General features: G+C 69.3%; 15 protein-coding genes. 7 read left to right on the top strand and 8 right to left on the bottom strand.

What is annotated here, in order from left to right:
* Positions 1-21 precede the first annotated feature (21 nt).
* Genes pgeF through lgt form a run of 4 tightly spaced genes read right to left on the bottom strand, consistent with a single transcriptional unit; the run spans position 22 to position 3,237 of the window.
* Positions 22-807, bottom strand: coding sequence for a peptidoglycan editing factor PgeF (pgeF, locus tag IFT82_RS02535; RefSeq protein WP_192124071.1), 786 nt, complete (start codon positions 805-807; stop codon positions 22-24).
* Positions 804-1,310: a GNAT family N-acetyltransferase gene (locus IFT82_RS02530; protein ID WP_192124069.1), complete on the bottom strand. Its 507-nt coding sequence runs from the start codon at positions 1,308-1,310 to the stop codon at positions 804-806. The genes pgeF and IFT82_RS02530 overlap by 4 nt, the downstream gene beginning before the upstream one ends.
* Positions 1,307-2,362 (bottom strand): class I SAM-dependent methyltransferase, encoded by a 1,056-nt coding sequence (locus IFT82_RS02525; protein WP_192124350.1) that lies wholly within the window; start codon positions 2,360-2,362, stop codon positions 1,307-1,309. The genes IFT82_RS02530 and IFT82_RS02525 overlap by 4 nt, the downstream gene beginning before the upstream one ends.
* Positions 2,359-3,237, bottom strand: a complete 879-nt coding sequence (gene lgt, locus IFT82_RS02520; protein ID WP_192124068.1) for a prolipoprotein diacylglyceryl transferase — start codon at positions 3,235-3,237, stop codon at positions 2,359-2,361. The genes IFT82_RS02525 and lgt overlap by 4 nt, the downstream gene beginning before the upstream one ends.
* 65 nt (positions 3,238-3,302) lie before the next feature.
* On the opposite strand from lgt, the gene IFT82_RS02515 reads away from it, so the two are divergent.
* Genes IFT82_RS02515 through phbB form a run of 4 tightly spaced genes read left to right on the top strand, consistent with a single transcriptional unit; the run spans position 3,303 to position 9,020 of the window.
* Complete coding sequence (locus IFT82_RS02515) at positions 3,303-5,006, top strand: class I adenylate-forming enzyme family protein (RefSeq protein WP_192124066.1); 1,704 nt, start codon at positions 3,303-3,305, stop codon at positions 5,004-5,006.
* A 32-nt stretch (positions 5,007-5,038) separates the two neighbouring features.
* The gene (locus IFT82_RS02510; RefSeq protein WP_192124064.1) at positions 5,039-7,246 is read left to right on the top strand and encodes a xanthine dehydrogenase family protein molybdopterin-binding subunit; all 2,208 of its coding nucleotides are present in this window, start codon (positions 5,039-5,041) and stop codon (positions 7,244-7,246) included.
* Complete coding sequence (gene hemH / locus IFT82_RS02505) at positions 7,243-8,265, top strand: ferrochelatase (RefSeq protein ID WP_192124062.1); 1,023 nt, start codon at positions 7,243-7,245, stop codon at positions 8,263-8,265. The genes IFT82_RS02510 and hemH overlap by 4 nt, the downstream gene beginning before the upstream one ends.
* A gap of 32 nt (positions 8,266-8,297) precedes the next feature.
* Positions 8,298-9,020 carry an acetoacetyl-CoA reductase gene (gene phbB, locus IFT82_RS02500; RefSeq protein WP_192124060.1) on the top strand — a complete coding sequence of 241 codons (723 nt, stop codon included), beginning with the start codon at positions 8,298-8,300 and terminating at the stop codon, positions 9,018-9,020.
* Positions 9,021-9,047: 27 nt separating this feature from the next.
* Here the strand turns inward: phbB and IFT82_RS02495 are convergent, their stop codons facing one another.
* The gene (locus IFT82_RS02495) at positions 9,048-9,506 is read right to left on the bottom strand and encodes a hemerythrin domain-containing protein (RefSeq protein ID WP_192124058.1); all 459 of its coding nucleotides are present in this window, start codon (positions 9,504-9,506) and stop codon (positions 9,048-9,050) included.
* 228 nt (positions 9,507-9,734) lie between these two features.
* Positions 9,735-10,067 carry a glycine zipper 2TM domain-containing protein gene (locus tag IFT82_RS02490; protein ID WP_192124057.1) on the bottom strand — a complete coding sequence of 111 codons (333 nt, stop codon included), beginning with the start codon at positions 10,065-10,067 and terminating at the stop codon, positions 9,735-9,737.
* 149 nt (positions 10,068-10,216) lie between these two features.
* On the opposite strand from IFT82_RS02490, the gene IFT82_RS02485 reads away from it, so the two are divergent.
* Complete coding sequence (locus IFT82_RS02485; RefSeq protein WP_192124055.1) at positions 10,217-11,200, top strand: esterase-like activity of phytase family protein; 984 nt, start codon at positions 10,217-10,219, stop codon at positions 11,198-11,200.
* A 65-nt stretch (positions 11,201-11,265) separates the two neighbouring features.
* Here IFT82_RS02485 and rpmB read toward each other — a convergent pair whose 3' ends face one another.
* The gene (rpmB, locus tag IFT82_RS02480) at positions 11,266-11,565 is read right to left on the bottom strand and encodes a 50S ribosomal protein L28 (protein WP_192124348.1); all 300 of its coding nucleotides are present in this window, start codon (positions 11,563-11,565) and stop codon (positions 11,266-11,268) included.
* 152 nt (positions 11,566-11,717) lie between these two features.
* On the opposite strand from rpmB, the gene IFT82_RS02475 reads away from it, so the two are divergent.
* A complete protein-coding gene (locus IFT82_RS02475; RefSeq protein WP_192124053.1) occupies positions 11,718-11,936 on the top strand; it encodes a hypothetical protein in 219 nt (72 codons plus the stop codon).
* Between the two features lie 60 nt (positions 11,937-11,996).
* A complete protein-coding gene (locus IFT82_RS02470; RefSeq protein WP_192124346.1) occupies positions 11,997-12,425 on the top strand; it encodes a nucleoside deaminase in 429 nt (142 codons plus the stop codon).
* A gap of 46 nt (positions 12,426-12,471) precedes the next feature.
* On the opposite strand, the gene IFT82_RS02465 is transcribed toward IFT82_RS02470, so the two are convergent.
* Positions 12,472-13,146 (bottom strand): OmpA family protein, encoded by a 675-nt coding sequence (locus IFT82_RS02465; RefSeq protein WP_192124051.1) that lies wholly within the window; start codon positions 13,144-13,146, stop codon positions 12,472-12,474.
* Between the last annotated feature and the right edge of the window lie 8 nt (positions 13,147-13,154).

Here is a 13,154-nt window from a genome sequence, read left to right as displayed (position 1 = left end):
GTTATCTCCTGACGATGGAGACTAAACGACCGACGCGGGATTGGGGAGCCCGATGATCGCGATCTGCCGGCCATAGGACGGCTCGCCGCGATGGGTGGAGCGGCGGTAGCTGAAGAAGCGATCCTCGTCGGCATAGGTGTCGAGGCCCAGCGCCTCGATCCGTCCGACCCCGGCGGCGGCGAGCCGCGCAGCGACGAAGGCTTCCAGATCGAAGCGGTGATGGCCCTGCCGCCCGTCCGCGAAGAAGCGCTCGTTGGCGGGATCGATCGCGGCGACGCGGTCGCGGAAACCGTCGTCCACCTCGTAACTGGCGCGGGCGATGCAAGGGCCGATCGCCGCGGCGATGCGATCGGCCCGCGCGCCCGATGCCACCATCGCGGCGACCGTCGCCTCCGCGATGCCCGCCACCGCGCCCTTCCACCCGGCATGGGCCGCGCCGATCACGCCGGCGGCGGCATCGACCAGCAGCACCGGCGCGCAGTCGGCGGTCAGGATACCGAGCGCGAGGCCGGGGCGGTTCGTGACCAGCGCATCCGCCTGTGGTCGTTCCCCCGGAACCGTGTCGAGGGTAACGACGGTGGCGGAATGGACTTGGTAAAGGGTGGCGAGATTGCCGCCGGGCAGTACGGCCGCGAGTGCGCGACGGCGGTTCTCCGCCACCGCCTGCGCCTCGTCGTCCGAACCGATCCCGACGTTCAGCCCGGCATGGATGCCCGTCGACACCCCGCCGCGCCGCCCGAGGAAGCCGTGCGGGATATTGCCCAGCGCGGTGGCGCGGATCGCCTCGACGGTCACCCCATCGCTCATAACGCCAGCCTCATCACGTCGTCCTCGTCCGCCTGTTCGCCGACCATGAAGGTGTAGCTGCCGACCCGCTCGAATCCGTGGCGCTCGTAGAAGCGGCGCGCGCGGGGATTGTCGATGAAGACCGACAGGTACAGGTCGGCCGCCCCGCGTTCGCGCGCCGCATCGATCGTCCATGCCATCAGCGCATCGGCGAGGCCGGTGCCGTGCCACGGCGCCAGCACATAGAGTTGCCGCAGTTCCGCCGACGCGCCGCGCGGGGTGAACGGCGCGGCGGGCGGGCCGAGCTTGGCAAAGCCGGCAGGGGCGCCGTCATCCTCGGCAAGGCGGATCGCCAGCGTCGGGTCGGCCAGTTGCCCGGCCCATGCCGCCTCGTCCAGCCCGGTCAGGAACGCGGCAAGATCGGCGGGGGTATAGAGATGCCCGAACGTCTCGGTGAAGGCACGGGTACTCAGCGCCGCCAGCAGCGCCGCATCGTCCGGGCCCGCCATCCGGTATGCGATCATGCGAACCCCGCCGGGGTCGGCCAGCCGGGGGCGGTGACGGCCAGCACCTTGAACAGCGCGCCCATCTCGCGCACCAGCCGCGATCGTTCGGCGACGATCGCGTCGGCCCGGTCGGGCGTGGTGCGGGCAAGGGCGGCGGCGCGCGCGTCGATGCCCAGCTTCGCCAGCCATTCGCCCTGTTCGACCGGCCCCCACGCCACTGCGCCCGCCGACTGCGCGGCGGCGGCCAGCGTGGTGAAATCGACATGCGCGGTCAGGTCGTGTTCGCCCGGCGCCTCGAACGGGTTGGCATAGGCATGGGCCTTCACCGCCTGCAACGTGTCGCCCGTCGCCGGCCCCTCGTAACCGTAATCGATCGCGATCAGTGCGCCGCCCTGCGCCGCGATCCGCGCGGCAAGCGTCCGCATGACCGATACCGTCGCGGACGCCACCTCCAGCACCGATCCCGGCGGCGCATCGCGCAGGGGGGCGGGGATCACCTCGTCCGGCACCGGTTTGCCCGCGATCGGCAGGAACAGCGTATCCTGACAGGCGACCAGCCGCTCGCGCCATTCGCCGCCGCGCACCAGCTGGCGGATCGGCAGGGCATCGAAGAACTCGTTCGCGACGACGATCAGCGGCGCGTCGGCCGGCAGCGTCTCGACCGAATCATGGAATTGCGCGGCCGGCACCCGTGCCGCCTGCGCCGCGCGCAGCACCGGACTGGTCTCGACGAAATGGACCGGCGGCGTGAACCCCGCCTTGCCCATCGCCCGCAGCGCATCCACCGCCAGCGTACCGCGCCCCGGCCCCAGCTCCACCCAATGCGCCGCCGGTCGCCCGGCGCGGTCCCACAGGTCGGCACAGGCGAGACCGGCCAGTTCGCCGAACATCTGGCTGATCTCGGGCGCGGTGGTGAAGTCGCCGGCCACACCCAGCGGATCGCGCGTCGCATAGTAATGCGCGTTGGCGGCCGCCATGTACTGCGACACGGGAATCGGCCCCGCCAGCGCGATGGCGCGGGCGAGGCGTTCGGCGAGGGCAGGCTCGGCCGGATCGGTATCCTCGGTCAGGCGACGCTCTCCATGCCCGCGATCGATTCGATCCGCTGGCGGCGGCCGGCGGACGAGGCGATCAGATACGCGCCGCCCGCGATCATCGGCACGCACAGCCACTGCCCCATGTGCAGCCCGGTCGCCTCCGCGAAGGCGCGCAGCTGGCTATCGGGTTCGCGGAAGAATTCGACGGTGAAGCGGGCGAGGCCGTATCCGACCAGGAACAACCCGACGAGCCGGCCGGGATAATAGCGCGCCCTGGTCCGCCAGAATGCGAACCACAGGATCGCGAACAGCAACAGCCCCTCCAGCCCCGCCTCGTACAGCTGGCTGGGATGGCGGGCGGGATCGGCCAGCGGAAAGGCGACGGTGCGCGGGAACACGATCGCCCAGGGCACGTCGCTGGGCTTGCCCCAGAGTTCGCCGTTCACGAAGTTGGCGAGCCGGCCGAAGAACAGCCCGAACGGCACGCAGCACGCGACATAGTCGTGGATACGCAGCCAGTTAAGGCCGTGCTTGCGCGCGAACAGGATGATGCCGAGCGAGGTGCCGATCACCCCGCCGTGGAACGACATCCCGCCATCCCACAGCCGCAGGATCATTAGCGGATGCAGCAGCATTTCCGGCGCATAGAACAGGACGTACCCGATCCGCCCGCCCAGAATGATGCCCAGCGTGGCGTAGAAGACGAGGTCGTCGCCGTGCCGCTTCGCCATCGGGGCACCCGGCTGCGCCAGCAGCTTCAGCAGGTACCACCAGCCGATCAGGATGCCCGAGATATAGGCGAGGCTGTACCAGCGCAGCGTGAAGAAGCCGACCGAGAACACGTCCGGGTGCAGGCCCAGATCGGTGAAATTCACATGGCCGGCGGCGGCCGCAGTCAGATAGATCAAGGCTTTCCCCTCGGCAGTCTCGCCTCCATAGTGGCGTCAAACAACAAGACCAAGCGGAGAGAACAATGCGGAGCGAGCTCGACCGGCGTATGGACGAGACCATGGCGGCGGTAACGGCGCCGGGCGGGCTGTTACCGGTGGGGTCGATCGAGCGATGGGGCGCCAGCCTGCCGACGATCACCGTCGCGCCGCCTTCGCTCACGCAGTATTTCCAGCATTATTGTGCGCAGCATGGCGAGCTTACCTTTCTGGTCGCCGGTGACGAGCGGCTCAGCTTCGCGCAGGCGTGGGAAGCCGCCGAACGCGTCGCCCACGCCCTGCTCGCCCGCGGGGTGGCACCGGGCGACCGGATCGGCATCGCCGGTCGCAATTCGCCGTCATGGGTCGTCGCCTATATGGGCATCGTGATGGCGGGCGGGATCGCGACGCTGCTGAACGGCTGGTGGCAGCCGGAGGAACTGGCCGCCGCGATCGCCGATGTCGATTGCTCGCTGATCGTCGCCGATGGTCCGCGTGCCCGCCGGCTCGCCCGGATCGACGGTCTGGCCGCCACCGTGATCGAGATCGACGACACGATGCCGCTGGCGCAGGCGATCGCCCCGCTGGTCGCGGGGGCCGCCGTGCGCGACCTGCCCGCGCTGGGGCCGGACGATCCGGCGACGATCCTGTTCACCTCCGGCTCCACCGGCAAATCGAAGGGGGCGCTGTCCGATCATCGCGCGGTGCTGGGCGGCACGCTCAACTTCCTGTCGCAGGCGGTGATGATGCTCGGCATCGCGACGCAGGACGGCAATGCGCCGCAGGGGCAGCCGGTGACGATGCTGACCATCCCGCTGTTCCACGTCACCGCCGAGATCACCGTGCTGCTGCAAAGCTTCGCGCTTGGCCGGCGAATCGTGCTGATGTCCAAATGGGACGCGGCCGAGGCGATGCGCCTGATCGAGGCGGAGCGGGTCAGCTATTTCGTCGGCGTGCCGCTGATGAGCTTCGAGATTCTCAATCACCCCGATCGCGACCGCTACGACCTGTCCTCCGTCACCGATTTCGCCGCCGGCGGTGCGCCCCGCCCGGTCGAGCATGTCCGCCGGATCGAGGCGGAGATGGGCGGATCGTTTCCCCTGATCGGCTATGGCCTGACCGAGACGAACGCGGTCGGCACCGGCAACTGGCGCAGCAATTATCTCGCCAAGCCCGATTCCGCCGGCCGCCCCTCGGTGCCGCTGGTCCAGTTGGCGATCGTCGACGATGCCGGCCGCCACCTGCCGCAGGGGGAGCGGGGCGAGGTGGCGATCCGCTCGATCTGCAATTTCCGCGAATACTGGAACAACCCGGCCGCGACCGCCGCCGCCTTCACCGCCGACGGATATTTCCGCACCGGCGACATCGGCTATCTCGACGAGGACAATTACCTGTTCATCGTCGATCGCAAGAAGGACATCATCATCCGCGGCGGCGAGAACATCAGCTGTCAGGAGGTGGAGGCCGCACTCTACGCGCATCCCGCCGTGCTGGAGGCGGCGGTGTTCGGGCTGGCCGACGAGAAGTTCGGCGAGGTGCCGGTCGCGGTCGTCCACAGCGACGGGGGCGTAGGCGAGGAGGCGCTGGCGCTGTTCCTGGCGGAGCATATCGCCGCGTTCAAGATACCCGCCCGCATCTGGTTCGCACCCGCGCCGCTGCCCCGGCTGGGGACCGAGAAGATCGACAAGGTCGGCCTGCGCGCGACCTATGGCGATGCGGTGCGCGCGGCGGCGATGACCGCCTGCGCGTGACTTTACCCGGCCGCCGCCGGTAAGGGCACGCCATGGCAGGGATCACCAGACGCGGCGTGCTGATCGGCGGCGGGGCCGGCATCGGCCTGGTCGCCGCCTGGGGGCTGTGGCCGCGCGATTATCCGGCGACGCTGGTGGCGGGGCCGGGCGAGCATCCGGTCGGCGCGTGGCTGAAGATCGCGGAGGACGGCCGCATCGTCGTCGCGGTGCCGCAGGCCGAATCGGGGCAGGGCGGCTGGACCGGCCTTGCCCAGATCGCCGCCGACGAACTGGGAGCGGACTGGCGGACGGTGGCGGTGGAGCCCGCACCGCTCAACCCGCGCTACGCCAACCCGCTGGGGCTGGCCGATTTGCTGGAGGGGATGCCCGTCGCCCTGCCGGCACGCTGGCGCACCGGCGGCGGGGCATGGCCCGCGCCGATGCTGACCGCCGCGTCCAGCACGATCCGCATGTTCGAGGAACCGGTGCGCGCCGCCGCCGCCGCCGCCCGCGCGGTGCTGTGCATGGCCGCCGCCGATCGCTGGGACGTGGCATGGACGGCGTGCCGCACTGAGGCGGGGTTCGTCGTCACCGGCAATCGTCGCCTCCGTTTCGGTGACCTCGCCGCTGCGGCCGCTGCGCTGTCACCACCCGATCCGCCGCCGGTCGGGGTCGCGGGCGCGGGTGCGTTGATCGGCCGGCCGCTGCCGCGTCTTGATGCACCGGCCAAGGTTGACGGATCGGTCGACCATGCCGGTGACATCCGCTTGCCCGACATGGTCCATGCCGCGATCCGGCAGGGGCCGCCGGGTGATTCGCGCTTGCTGCGGATCGATCGGGCGGCGGCGCAGAAGGTGCCGGGGCTGGTCGGCATCGTCGAACGGCCCGGCTGGGTCGCGACCGCCGCCGCCACCGGCTGGTCGGCGCAGCGCGCGCTCGATGCGCTCGCCCCCCGCTTTGCCACCGATGGGCCGGTGCTGGACGATGCCGCGATCGAGGCATCGCTGATCCGCGCACTGGCGACGGACGGCGACACGATCGCCGCGCAGGGCGACGTCGACGGCCTGTTGACGGGGGCCGGGGTGATCCGCGCCGAGTATCGCGCCGCCGCCGCCGTCCATGCCGCGATCGAGACGCCCTCCGCGACCGCCGTGTGGATCGACGACCGCCTGACGGTATGGATGCAGACCGAGGCACCGGGTATCCACCGCGCCGAGATCGCGGCGGCGGCGGGCATCGATGCGGACGCGGTGACGGTCCACCCGATGCAGATCGGCGGCTCGTTCGGCGCGGCGCTCGACGCGACGGTCGCGATGCAGGCGGCGGTGATCGCGATCGAACTCAAGCGGCTGGTCTGCCTCGTCTGGTCGCGGGGCGAGGCGCTGCGCCATGATCGCTATCGCCCGCCCGCATTGGCGCGGCTGGCGGCGCGGCTGGGGCCGGGCGGGGCGATCCTCGGCTGGCGGGCGCAACTGGCGACGCCGCCGGTCGGCGTGCCGCTGGCAGGGCGCCTGCTGCCCGCGCCGGCCGCCATGGCGCTGCGCCTCGATCCCACCGACCATTATGCCGCCGCCGGGCTGGTTCCGCCCTATCGCCTGCCCGCGTTCGCGATCACCCACCATCCTGCCGACATCGCGGTGCCGACCGGGCATCTGCGGGGCGGCGCGCATGGCTATGCGTGTTTCTTCGGCGAATGCTTCCTCGACGAACTGGCGCTGGCGGCGGGGGCGGAGCCGGTGTCGTTCCGGATCGGGATGCTGGGTGGCGAGCCCCGGCTGGCGCGCTGCCTGTCCACCGTCGCCTCGCTCGGCGGCTGGGAGGGCGGAGTGGCCGGCAGCGGGCAGGGGATCGCCGCCCACCGCTTCCGCGGCAGCCATATCGCGGTGATGGCGGAGGCACATGGCGAGGGCGGGCGCATCGTCGTCGACCGGCTGGTCGCGGCGGTCGATGTCGGCCGCGTCATCAATCCCGATCTCGTCCGGCAACAGGTGGAGGGTGGGCTGATCTTCGGCCTGGCCCATGCGCTGGGTGGCGCCACCGGCTTTGTGCGCGGGCTGGCGGTGGCGCGGGGGTTCGACACGCTGTGGCTGCCACGACTGGCGGACACGCCCGACATCACCGTCGAACTGATCCGGTCGGACGAGGCACCGGGCGGGGTCGCCGAACTGGCGGTGCCGCCGGTCGCGCCCGCCATCGCCAACGCGGTGCGCGCCGCGACAGGCTATCGCATCCGCACGCTGCCGCTAAGGATGGCACCATGACCCTTGCCCCCGTGAAACTGCCTGACGGCCATCCCGCTGTTCCCGCGCCGAAAATCGGCGTGCTGCTGATGAACCTCGGCACCCCCGACGCGCCGGATGCCCGCTCGGTGAAACGCTATCTCGGCGAATTTCTGTCCGATCGTCGCGTCGTCGAACTGCCCGCGATCGCGTGGCAACCGATCTTGCGCGGCATCATCCTGAACACCCGGCCGAAGAAGTCCGCCCATGCCTATAGCCAGGTCTGGCGCGAGGACGGATCGCCCCTCGCCGCGATCACGAAGGCTCAGGCCGGGCGCCTGAAGGACGCTTTCGGTCCCGGCGTGCTGGTCGACTGGGCGATGCGCTACGGCCGCCCCGCCATCGCCGACCGGGTGCAGGCGATGAAGGATGCCGGGTGCGAGCGGATCCTGCTCGCGCCGCTCTATCCGCAATATTGCGCCGCGACGACCGCGACCGCCAACGACAAGGCGTTCGCGCATCTGGCGACGATGCGCTGGCAACCCGCGATCCGCACCCTGCCGCCCTATCACGACGATCCCCTCTACATCGGGGCGCTGAAGGAATCGGTCGAAACCTCGCTGGCGCAACTGTCGTTCGAGCCGGAGGCGATCATCGCCAGTTTCCACGGGATGCCGAAGCGGACGCTGCAACTGGGTGACCCCTATCACTGCCATTGCCAGAAGACCGCCCGGCTGTTGCAGGAGGCGCTGGGCCGGCCGCTGACGATCGCGTTCCAGTCACGCTTCGGCCCGGCGAAATGGCTGGGGCCGGCGACCGACGAGACGCTGGTGGCGATGGCGAAGGCGGGCACGCGCAAGGTCGCGATCCTCGCCCCTGGGTTCTCCGCCGACTGTCTGGAAACGCTGGAGGAACTGGCGATCCGGGGCCGCGAATCCTTCGTCGAGGCGGGGGGCACCGACTTCGCCTACCTTCCCTGCCTCAACGACGAGGATGGCGGTATCGCGATGCTGCGGCAAATATTGTCGCGCGAACTTGAAGGCTGGGTCCGCCTGCCGTAGCGTTAACGGAAACCGGGAAGAGGAGAGTTTGCATGGCACGAGTGGCGATCGTCACGGGTGGAACGCGTGGGATCGGTGAGGCGATCAGCCTCGCCCTGAAGGAAGCGGGGTTCACCGTCGCCGCCAATTATGCCGGCAACGACGAACGCGCCGCCGCCTTTACGGAGCGCACCGGGATCAAGGCGTACAAGTGGGACGTATCCGATTACGATGCGTGCCAAACGGGTTGCGCGCAGGTGGCCGAGGAGCTCGGGCCGATCGACATCGTCGTCAACAACGCGGGCATCACGCGTGACGGCACGATCCTGAAGATGTCGTATCAGGCGTGGAAAGAGGTGATCGACACCAATCTGGGCGGTTGCTTCAACATGGCGAAGGCAACCTTCGCCGGGATGCGCGACCGCAAATGGGGTCGGATCGTCAACATCGGGTCGATCAACGGGCAGGCCGGCCAGTACGGCCAGGTCAACTATGCCGCCGCCAAATCCGGCATCCATGGCTTCACCAAGGCGCTGGCGCAGGAAGGCGCGCGCGCCGGCGTGACGGTCAACGCGATCGCGCCCGGCTATATCGATACCGACATGGTCGCGGCGGTGCCGCCGGAAGTGCTGGAAAAGATCGTCGCCAAGATTCCGGTCGGCCGGCTGGGGCAGGCGCACGAGATCGCCCGCGGCGTCGCGTTCCTGTGTTCGGAAGACGGCGGCTTCGTGACGGGATCGACGCTCAGCATCAACGGCGGCCAGCACATGTATTGATCTATACGGTGGCGGACGGCATCGATCCTAACGGATCGGGCCGTTCGCCACCGGGGATCGCGCCGGTGGCGCGACCATCGTCGCCAGTACCTGCCGCTGCCCGGCCAGGCCGCGTTCCACCTTGGCGATCAGCGCCAGTGTTGCCGTCCGGAACCGGTCCCAGTCGCGATCGACGCTGCCGTCGCTCCACCCGGCGACGAAGGCACGGACCTCCGCCCCCAGTTCGGCGCATTCCGCCTTCAGGACCCGTGCCCGCGCGGCCATTCGCGCATCGCCCTGCCTGATGACGGGGTCGAAGATGTCGCGATGTTTGAAGATCTGGAACTCCACCAGCACGCGCAGTAATTCCCAGCGATGTCGTGCCTGTGCGGCCGGATCGGGCGCCGATCCCGGCGCCAGCAGCGCGCGCTGCGCGGTCATGATCGCGGTGGCGCGGCGATGATGGCCATCGAATATGTCCAAAAGCCGCTGCGTCAGCATATCCATCCCCCCGGAGCCTGTGTTCGCACGACGATCAAAAGCCGGGAAAGGCTTAACGATATCCTACGCAACCGTTCCGGCCGTCGATGCGGTCGTATCGAACCGGATCGGGGCGAGCAGAACGTCGTGCACGAACAAGGGGGCCGGTACCTTTCGGCACCGACCCCCCGCCCTCGTTACGCTACGCGAGGGAACTCGTGGACGGATGGCGCGGGCCGGATGGCCCGGCGGCCCTTACCGTCGGCAATAGTTGGGACGGTCGGACCGATCGATCGCACGCCCGGCCAGCGCACCCGCACCGGCACCCAGCAACGTGCCCATCGTGCGGTCGCCGCGGGTATCGACGGTCCGGCCGAGCAGGCCGCCGGCGATCGCGCCGACGATCGTGCCGGTGCCGCCGTCCTTGCACCGCTGGGCCGCGCGATAATCGTCGCGGCCACGATGATAGCCCTGCGAATAGCGGTCGCCGCGGTTGTAGCCGCGCTGGGCCTCGGCGGTGCTGATCGGCACCAGCGTCGAAGCACCCATCGCGAGGGCGGCGGCGGCAAGCGAGAAGTTCCTGAACATCGTCTTTCTCCCGTATCTGGTGTCCGGCGGGACAGTCTGTCCGTCGTCCATGGCGATGCTTTTCGTCGATTCGCATTGAGCCAACCCTGAATGCGGATGTTATCGCCCGTTCAGCCTTTTCCGGCGGCGTAACGGCCGTAAGGGGAGGGATGCCCCGTCTCCGTTCGCTGATCGCCGTCGTCGCATTGCCCCTGTTGCTCGGCACAGGCTGGTCGCGGGAGGCGCGCGTCGCGTTGCTGGGGCGGGACACGCGGGTGACGGTGCGGCCGGTGGCACTCGACCCGCATGACCCGGCGCGCCGGCATCTGGGGGCGCTGGTCTATCGCGGCGGTGTCGAACTGATCGGGCGCGATCCCGCGTTCGGCGGCTATTCGGCGCTGGCGGTGCGGGGGCGGCGGTTCACGCTGCTGAGCGACGACGCCAATATCCTGCGTTTCACGATGGCGCGGGACTGGACTGTCCACGACGTACGATTGGGTCAGCTACCCGCCGGGCCGGATACCGGCTGGACCAAGCGCGAACGCGATTCGGAATCGATGACGATCGATCCTGCGACCGGCACTGTCTGGGTGGGGTTCGAACAGTTCAACCAGATCTGGCGCTATGCGCCGGTGCTGGCCCGTGCGGAAGCGGGGGTGGCGCCTGCAGCCATGGCGCGCTGGCGCAGCAATGGCGGGATCGAGGCGATGGCGCGGCTGGCGGATGGCCGCTTCGTCGCGATCAGCGAATCGATTCCCTACGGCGGATCGATGCAGGAAGGACTGGTCTGGTCCGGCGATCCCGTTGCGGTGCCGGAGCCTGCCTTTCGCTTCGCCTATCGACCGACCCCGGGGTTCCGGCCGGTCGATATGGTCGAACTGCCTGATCGGCGGCTGCTGGTGCTGGAGCGGCGATTCGCGCTGCCGTTCCGCTGGTCGAACCGGCTGGTCGTGATCGATCGTGCCGCCCTCACGGCCGGCAACGTATTGCAGGGTCGCGAGATCGCCCGGCTGGAGGCACCGGTGATCCACGACAATATCGAAGGCGTGGCCGTGACGCGGCGGGGCGAAGGGATCACCCTGTGGCTGGTGTCCGACGATAATCGCCTGCCGATGCAGCGCACGCTGCTGCTGAACTTCGATCTGATCGGCTGACGACAAGGGGCGCGCCGGTCGGGGTGACCGGCGCGCCCTCTGATCCCGTCAGGGAAAGTCCGTCGTTACGCCGCGACGGTGGCGGCGGCGCGCTTCTTGACGATGTCGCGCTTCAGGCGGCGGCAACGCAGCGACAGCTTGTCGTCGCTGGTCTTCACCAGCCAGTTGTCCAGGCCGCCGTTATGCTCGACCGAGCGCAGGCCGTGCGTCGAGACGCGCAGGCGAACACCGGTTTCCAGCGAATCGGACAGCAGCGTCACATTCTGCAAATTCGGCAGAAAGGTACGCTTGGTCTTGTTGTTGGCGTGGGAGACATTGTTACCCACCTGCCGGCCCTTGCCGGTCAGCTCGCAAATGCGCGACATGATCGAATATCCTGGTTTCGGGGGCTTCCCGGAAAGGTCGCGGCCGTAGCCGAGCATGGCGGGGGCGTCAACCTTCATGGCTGGATCGGCGACGATGCAACGCCTCCGCGCGGTCGGCGTTGTTACGGCAACGAACCGTTAGGAGACGATGGATGCGTACGCTTTTGGTCCTGCTTGCCATCGCCGTGCTGGTGCTGGCCGGATTGATGTATTTCGGAATCGTATCGATCGACCAGACCCGTCCGGGCATGGTGCAGGCACCCAAATTCGAGGCGGACGTCGCGCGCGTGTCGGTCGGTACCGAGAACAAGACGGTGGCGGTGCCGACGATCGAGGTGGAGCGGCCGGCCAACGCGCAAAGCGCGAACTGATCCCTTTACCCCGGCAAGGGTGCGGGGCAGGGCAGGGGGGTGATTCCCCTGCCCGATCCCATGCGCCGTGCCCTGACCGTCGCCGCCGAGGCGGCGGCGATGGGGGAAGTGCCGGTCGGGGCGGTGATCGTCCATGACGGCCGCGTGATCGCTGCGGCGGGCAATGCCCCGCGCGGCCTGCGCGATCCCACCGCCCATGCCGAGATGCTGGCCATCCGGGGGGCGGCCGCGTTGCTGGGTCGCGAACGACTGGACGATTGCGACCTGTGGGTCACGCTGGAGCCATGCGCGATGTGCGCCGGGGCGATCGCCCATGCCCGGATCGCCCGCCTCTATTACGGGGCACCCGATGCGAAGGGCGGCGCGGTCGATCACGGCCCCCGTCTGTTCGGTCAACCGACCTGCCATCATCGCCCGGAAGTCTATGCCGGGATCGGCGAGCGCAAGGCGGCGGCGCTGTTGCGCGATTTCTTCGTGGCCCGGCGCTGACGGCCTCTCCTGCCCGAGGGAGAGGCCGTCACCGCTCGGGAGTCGATTACCCCCGCAGGTCGTTCTGCGAGATCGGCACGATCTTGATCTCCACCCGCCGATTCGCGGCGCGGCCGGCGTCGGTGTCGTTGGAGGCGATCGGCTGCGTCTTGCCATAGCCGCGGGTGCCGATGCGGGCGGCCTGCACGCCGCGGCCTGCCAGATAATCCGCCACTGCCGTCGCGCGGCGTTCGGACAGGCCCTGGTTATAGGCATCGCTGCCGGTGGCGTCGGTGTGCCCGTACACGTCGATATAGGTCTGGTTGTATTCCGCCAGCGTCTGCGCGACCTGATCCAGCGTGCGCTGGAACTGCGGCTGCACCGACGCCGAATCATAGGCGAAGGTGATGCCCGACGGGATGTTGAGCACCAGATCGTCGCCACGGCGGATCACCTGCACATCGGTGCCCGCGGTGCGGGCGCGCAACTCGCGTTCCTGCTTGTCCATATAGACGCCGATGCCCGCCCCGGCGAGGCCGCCGATGCCCGCGCCCAGCAGCTTTTCGGTCCGGTCGCGCCGCCCGCCGACCAGGTCGCCGAGCAGATAGCCGCCCAATGCACCGCCGATGCCGCCGATCGCGGCCTTCGAGATGCGGCGCTCGCCGGTATCGGGGTCGGTGGTGCAGCCGCCGACCGCGAGCGAGGCGGCAAGGCCGGCGAGAAGGAACGGATTGGTCTTCATGATGGCAT

This window comes from Sphingomonas sp. CFBP 8760, from assembly GCF_014841615.1.
Classification (GTDB): domain Bacteria; phylum Pseudomonadota; class Alphaproteobacteria; order Sphingomonadales; family Sphingomonadaceae; genus Sphingomonas.
The sequence above is the reverse complement of the archived record's forward strand: the minus strand, read 5'-3'. Positions and strand labels throughout refer to the sequence as shown.